We start from the raw sequence: 6,269 nt of genomic DNA on the forward strand, positions 1-6,269 counted from the left end.
CAAGTGTTACGTTGTCGGGCCGCAGCCTGAAGGGGGAGTCATGGGAGATCCGGCCTCTTCGCCGAAAGAATCTCGGTATTCGCGTCCGCCCGCCGTCGAAACGTCGGCGGCTGGTTTCGACCGTATCGACCGGCAGATCCTGGAGCTCCTCCAGACGGACGGCCGCATCAAACTCAGCGAACTGGGCCGGCGGGTACGGCTGAGTCCCGCGGCCGTCACGGAACGGGTCCGCCGTCTCGAAGCCTGCGGCGCCATCACCGGATACGGCGCGCATGTCTCCCCGGCCCGGCTCGGCCACGGGATCCAGGCCTTCATCCGCGTCGATCCGCACGGCGGCTACACGCTGAGGCACCCGCGGACGCGCGAGCTGCTGGAGCGCCCCGAGGTGACCGAGGCGCACCATGTGGTCGGCGAGGACTGCTGGATCATCAAGGTCGCCGTGACGGACACGGTCCACCTCGAAGAGGTCCTGGAACTGGTGTCGGCGCTGGGGCGGACGACGACGTCGATCGTGCTCACCTCGCCGCTGGAACGGAAGCCGCTGCTGCCCCCGTCGTGAGCACCGCGAGTGAGTCCGGCCGCGAGCACCGTGATGCGGCACCGCGAAGTACCGCATCGATCACTGCTCTGACCAGGATGCTCACCTTTTGGTGAGTATCCCACTTGAGAGTCGGTACTTGTGGGGGAGTTCGCGGCGACGAAGCATGGTGTGCATGTCCACCACGCAGAGTCCCCTCATTCCTGTCACTGTCATCGGCCTCGGCGCCATGGGCCGCGCGCTGGCCGGCGCCCTCCTCGACGCGGGCCTCCCCACCACCGTCTGGAACCGCTCTCCGGGCAAGGGGGACGACCTCGTCGCCCGCGGCGCCGTCGAGGCCGCGAGCGCCGAGGAGGCCGTCCGGGCAGCTGAGTTGATCATCGTCTGCGTCGTCGACCACGACGCCTCGGACGCGATCCTCGAACCGCTCGGTGAAGCCCTCCGGGGCCGGGTGCTGCTCAATGTCACCTCCGACGTCCCGGAGCGCTCGCGACAGGCCGCGGCCTGGGCGGCCTCGCACGGCGTCGACTACCTCGACGGCGCCGTGATGGTGCCCACCCCGCTCGTCGGCTCACCCGACGCGCTGCTCTTCTACGCCGGCTCCCGGGAGTCGTACGAGCGGCACGAGTCGACGCTGAAGACCCTCGGTGGCCGGGCCGCCTTCGTCGGTACGGACCCCGGGCTCGCCGCCCTGTACGACCTGGCGCTGCTCGACTTCTTCTACGGCAGCATCTCCGGTCTGGTGCACGCCTACGCACTGGCCACCGCCGACGGTGTCAAGGCGGCGGACATCGCCCCGTATCTCGACTCGATCGTCCGGATCCTGCCGCCCATCGCCCAGTACACGGCCGAGAACATCGACGCGGGCAGCTACCCGGGACAGGAGGCGGGCCTCGGCATGATGGCGTCGGGCGTGAGCCACATCCTGCACGCGGCGCGTGCGCGGGGCCTCGACGTCTCGCAGCTGGAGTCGGTCAAGGCGGTGGCGGACCGGGCGATCGCTCGGGGTCATGGTTCGGACGACTGGGCGAGCACGGTGGAGGCGGTGCGGTCCGCGTCCTGACCGGATCGGGGTGCGTGCGCGCCTCACGTCGGCGGCCGTCGCCGCCGTACATCAGCCGTCGCAGCACCGCTTCGGCGGGGCCGCGGCGGCCGGCGCGTTCCAGGGCGTATGCCCCGGCCACCGTGAGCAGCCAGACGCCGGTCGCGAACAGCAGCATGGTGGCGCTGGTCAGGTGCTCACCGAGACCGAGCCCCCAGGCCGCGAGCACCGGCGCGAGGACCAGCGAGTGCGCCAGGTAGCAGGACAGCGACCGCTTGCCGACGGCGGCCACCGCCGTCACCACACGCGCACCCCGCCGTTCCGGGCGCCCGCTCCACCAGTGGGCGAACAGGGCCACCGCGGCCACATAGCCGAGCCCGGCCGCGTTGCCGGTGACGTCCCGGAGCAGGGTGAGCACCCCCGACTCGCTCTGTGCCGCGTCGGGCACCCGCAGGACGCCGATGTGCGCGAGCGCGGCGGGCAGTCCGCCGAGCCAGCCGACCGTGATGCCGATGACCGCGGTCCGGCGCAGCAGCGGAAGGTGACGGCCGCTGTCCTCCAGGACCCGGCGGCGCGCGGCCCAGAAGCCGAGCAGGAAGATGACGTAGGCGCCGCCGAGCAGGGAGAGCGGCGCTGCGGCGAAAGTGACGAACAGCCCGGTGGTCAGCCGGATGCCGGCGGCGGTGAACCAGCTCTCCTCGCCGGCCGCGTAGGCCTCGTTGCCCGGCTCCGCCGAGGCGTCCCCGTACGAGCCCAACTCGCCCTGGAACAGGGCGGGCAGGACCGGTCCGACGGTCAGCAGGACGAGCTGCACCGTCGCGATGGCGATCCACCACCCCAGCGCACGGTCGCTGCGGCGCAGCACGAGCCATCCGAGGACGAGGCTCGTCAGCCCGTAGAAGCCCAGGATGTCGCCGGCCATCAGCAGGGTCGCGTGCGCCAGTCCGATGACGATCAGCCACAGACTGCGCCGGCGCAGGATCCCGACCGCGTCCTTCTCGGAGCTGCCCGCGGCCCGTTGGCGCAGATAGAGCCGCGTCATGCCGTACCCGAAGAGGAAGGCGAAGAGGGGGTACACGCGCAGATCGAGCACGGTGATCATCGTGAACTGGACGGCACGGTCGAGCCACGACCCGTCCACGGGCTGCCAGCCCGAGGGGCCGCGCCGGGCGGCCCACAGATGGAACGCCGTGTTGGACGCGGCGATGAGCAGGAGCATGATGCCGCGCGAGAGATCGGGCGCGAGCGCCCGCTCCTGAGGTCGCACGGCGCCCCGCCGCGCAGGCGGCGCCTCGGATTCGACGGTCATGCCGTCACGTTAGGAAGGCCGGGTGGGTAGGCGGCATCCGTCTTCGGTCCATGACCGGCCGACCAAAGGAGCCCGGTCCGCGCCGACCGGCGTACAGCGGCCGTGATCGGCCTCCCCCGCCGGGCTTTCCTTCACCCCGACGTCAAGGATTACCGTCGAGGACATGCGAATCGGCGAGCTGGCGGAGCGGGCCGGGACCACCACACGGACCCTGCGCTACTACGAGACACGGGGGCTCCTGCCCGCACGGCGCGCGGGGAACGGCTACCGCACCTACGACGAGGACGATCTGCGCCTCGTCCAGCAGATCAGGACCCTCCAGGACTTCGGGTTCGAGCTGGAGGAGACACGGCCGTTCGTCGAGTGCCTGCGGGCCGGGCATCCGGCGGGCGACTCCTGCCCCGCCTCGCTCGCCGTCTACCGGGCCAAGCTCGGTGAACTGGACACCCTCATCGGGCAGCTCCAGTCGGTACGCGCCCAGGTGGGCGCACAACTCGCGAAGGCCGAGGCGGACTTCGCGGAGGGTCCGGAACCACGATGCGAATTCGGAGGACACGCATGATGCGGGCAGAGGGTGTCGCGGAAGTGACCGACCAGGACTTCGACGCCGAGGTCCTGGGGGCGGATCTCCCGGTGCTGGTGGAGTTCACGGCGGACTGGTGCGGGCCGTGCCGGCAGCTCGCGCCGGTGCTGAGTGCGACGGCGGCCCAGGAGGCGGGCCGGCTCAAGGTGGTGCAGCTCGATGTGGACGCCAATCCGGAGATCACGGCCCGGTACGCCGTGCTGTCGATGCCCACGCTGATGGTGTTCCGCGCGGGGGAGCCGGTGAAGTCGATGGTGGGCGCCCGCCCCAAGCGCCGGCTTCTCCAGGAGCTCGAGGATGTGATCCGGCCCGGCGGGTGAGGCAGGAAGCGGGACGACCGTCCGGCGGAGAAGCTCACCGGCACACAAAAATACCCCGGTACCGAATTGACGGCCGGGGTGTTTCGCTGCGTATATTGAGTGTTTGCATGCTCGGTTTCATAAACCGATGCAGGCACTCAAGTAGCGACACCATATCGCGTCGGGAGCGGAATTGTCAACCGAGGAAATGCAGCATGAGCAGCAATTCGTCTCACTGCTCTACGAGCGCCTCGATGTGCTCCGTGACGAGGCCGAGGCCGCAGTCCGGTCCACGATCGGGCAGGTCAGTACGGGTCTCCAGGCCAAGCTGGAGCGCGATGTCGGTGTTGCCGAGCATTCCGCACGGCTCTCCGCCCTGAATGCCGTGGACGCCGGGCTCTGTTTCGGCAGTCTCGATCTTCAGGACGGCAGCCGTCATCACATCGGCCGAATCGGAATCCGCCGGGACGACCCGGAACACACACCGATGCTCGTCGACTGGCGTGCTCCCGTCGCCCGTCCCTTTTACCTCGCGACCGGCTATGAGCCGATGGGGCTCCGCCGCCGCCGGCACATCACCACCGAGGCGCGGACCGTCACCGCGCTGCACGACGAGATCCTCGATCTCGCCGACGCCACCCGCACCGGCTACGAGGACCCCGACGGCGACGCCGTCCTGCTCGCGGCGCTCGGCGCGGCCCGCACCGGGCGGATGGCCGACATCGTGCAGACCATCCAGGCCGAGCAGGACCGCATCATCCGGGCCCCGCGGCACGGCGTTCTCGTCGTGGAGGGCGGGCCCGGGACCGGCAAGACCGCCGTCGCGCTGCACCGCGCCGCCTATCTCCTCTACGCCCACCGCGAGCAGCTCGCCCGCCGCGCCGTGCTGATCGTCGGGCCCAACCCGGCGTTCCTCGGCTACATCGGCGAAGTGCTGCCCTCGCTCGGCGAGACCGGTGTGCTGCTGTCGACCATGGCCGAGCTCTACCCCGGTGTGCACGCCACCGGGACGGACACCGCCGCGGCCGCGGAGGTGAAGGGCCGAGCGGAGATGGCCGATGTGCTCGCCCGCGCCGTACGCGACCGGCAGGCGCTCCCCGAGACGGTGCCGGACGTCGACCACGAGGACGAGGGCACCCTGCCCGGGCCGGCGCTGGAGATCGACCACGAGGAGTACGGCGTCCTGCGGCTCGACCGGGAGATGGCCTACGAGGCGCGCGACCGCGCCCGTGCGACCCGGCTGCCGCACAATCCCGCCCGGCCCTACTTCGCCTTCCGGATCATCGACCTGCTGACCGAGCAGCTGGTGGACCGGCTCGGCGCGGACCCGTTCGGCGGCCCCAACCTCCTCGGGCCCGACGACGTCGCGCAGCTCGCCAAGGAGATCGCCGCCAGCGCCGAGGTGCACGCCGCGATCGACGAGCTGTGGCCGGTGCTCACCCCGGAGCAGCTCGTCGCGGACCTTCTCGCCCGGCCCGAGGAGCAGCTCCCGGACGAGGACGCCGACCTGATCCGGCGGGCGACCGGTCCCTGGACACCCGCCGATGTGCCGCTGCTGGACGAGGCCGCCGAACTGCTCGGCGCCGACGACAGCGCCGAACGCGCGAAGGCCGAGGCCGACCGGATGCGGCGGATCGCGTACGCGCAGGGGGTGCTGGAGCTCTCCCAGGGCTCCCGGACCTACGAGTTCGAGGACGAGGAGTCCGAGGTACTGGCCGCGCACGACGTCATCGGCGCGGAGGAGCTGGCCGAACGCCAGGAGGAGACCGACGACCGCAGCGCCGCCGCCCGTGCCGCCGCCGACCGCACCTGGGCCTTCGGGCACATCATCGTGGACGAGGCGCAGGAGCTCTCCGCGATGGCCTGGCGGCTGCTGATGCGCCGCTGCCCCACCCGGTCGATGACCCTGGTCGGCGACCCGGCCCAGACCGGCGACGTGGCGGGCCTCGGCTCGTGGGAGAAGATCCTCGGTCCGTACGTGGGCGACCGGTGGCAGCACACCCGGCTCGGGGTCAACTACCGTACGCCCGCCGAGATCATGGAGCTCGCGGCGCAGGTGCGCCGGGAGACGTACCCCGACTTCGAGCCGCCGCGCTCGGTGCGCTCGACCGGCGAGGGGCCGTGGACCGAGCGGGCGGCCGAGGGAGACCTCGGGCCCACGGTCCTCGCCGCGGTCGCCCGGGAGACGCCGAAGGAGGGCCGGCTCGCGGTCATCGCCCCGCGCGAACTGCACGGCGAGCTGTCCGCGCTCGGCAGCGGCCCGGTCGATCTCACCCGGTCCGTCGTGCTGCTCGACCCGCGCGAGGCCAAGGGCCTGGAGTTCGACTCCGTGATCGTGGTCGAGCCCCGGCTCTTCGGCGAGAGCGATCTGTATGTGGCGATGACCCGCGCCACCCAGCGGCTCGGCATCGTCCACCGGGGCGAGTTGCCTGCGGCGCTGACGCCCCGGGACTGAGCGGCGGGGGACGGCGCGGGAAAGGGGCGGCCGGGCGCGGAAC

The 6,269-nt window shown here is 71.4% G+C and carries 6 protein-coding genes; 5 read left to right on the plus strand and 1 reads right to left on the minus strand.

All coding sequences use genetic code 11. The features are described from left to right. The first annotated feature begins 40 nt into the window (after positions 1-40). Positions 41-559, plus strand: a complete 519-nt coding sequence (locus ACFWU3_RS33950) for an Lrp/AsnC family transcriptional regulator (protein ID WP_384445098.1) — start codon at positions 41-43, stop codon at positions 557-559. A 154-nt stretch (positions 560-713) separates the two neighbouring features. Beyond that, positions 714-1,601, plus strand: a complete 888-nt coding sequence (locus ACFWU3_RS33955) for an NAD(P)-dependent oxidoreductase (RefSeq protein WP_384445099.1) — start codon at positions 714-716, stop codon at positions 1,599-1,601. Here ACFWU3_RS33955 and ACFWU3_RS33960 read toward each other — a convergent pair. Continuing rightward, positions 1,513-2,889, minus strand: coding sequence for a DUF418 domain-containing protein (locus ACFWU3_RS33960; RefSeq protein WP_384445101.1), 1,377 nt, complete (start codon positions 2,887-2,889; stop codon positions 1,513-1,515). The genes ACFWU3_RS33955 and ACFWU3_RS33960 overlap by 89 nt on opposite strands. Positions 2,890-3,052: 163 nt before the next feature. Here ACFWU3_RS33960 and ACFWU3_RS33965 point away from each other — a divergent pair, with 163 nt between their 5' ends. The 3 genes from ACFWU3_RS33965 to ACFWU3_RS33975 all read left to right on the plus strand — a co-directional run bounded on the left by ACFWU3_RS33965 (position 3,053) and on the right by ACFWU3_RS33975 (position 6,226). After that, positions 3,053-3,451, plus strand: a complete 399-nt coding sequence (locus tag ACFWU3_RS33965) for a MerR family transcriptional regulator (protein WP_384445103.1) — start codon at positions 3,053-3,055, stop codon at positions 3,449-3,451. Continuing rightward, positions 3,448-3,792: a thioredoxin gene (trxA, locus tag ACFWU3_RS33970; RefSeq protein WP_384445105.1), complete on the plus strand. Its 345-nt coding sequence runs from the start codon at positions 3,448-3,450 to the stop codon at positions 3,790-3,792. The genes ACFWU3_RS33965 and trxA overlap by 4 nt, the downstream gene beginning before the upstream one ends. A 187-nt stretch (positions 3,793-3,979) precedes the next feature. After that, the gene (locus ACFWU3_RS33975) at positions 3,980-6,226 is read left to right on the plus strand and encodes a HelD family protein (RefSeq protein WP_384445107.1); all 2,247 of its coding nucleotides are present in this window, start codon (positions 3,980-3,982) and stop codon (positions 6,224-6,226) included. Positions 6,227-6,269: the final 43 nt, after the last annotated feature.

It is taken from the genome of Streptomyces sp. NPDC058685 (assembly GCF_042714725.1).
In the GTDB taxonomy this organism is placed as follows: domain Bacteria; phylum Actinomycetota; class Actinomycetes; order Streptomycetales; family Streptomycetaceae; genus Streptomyces.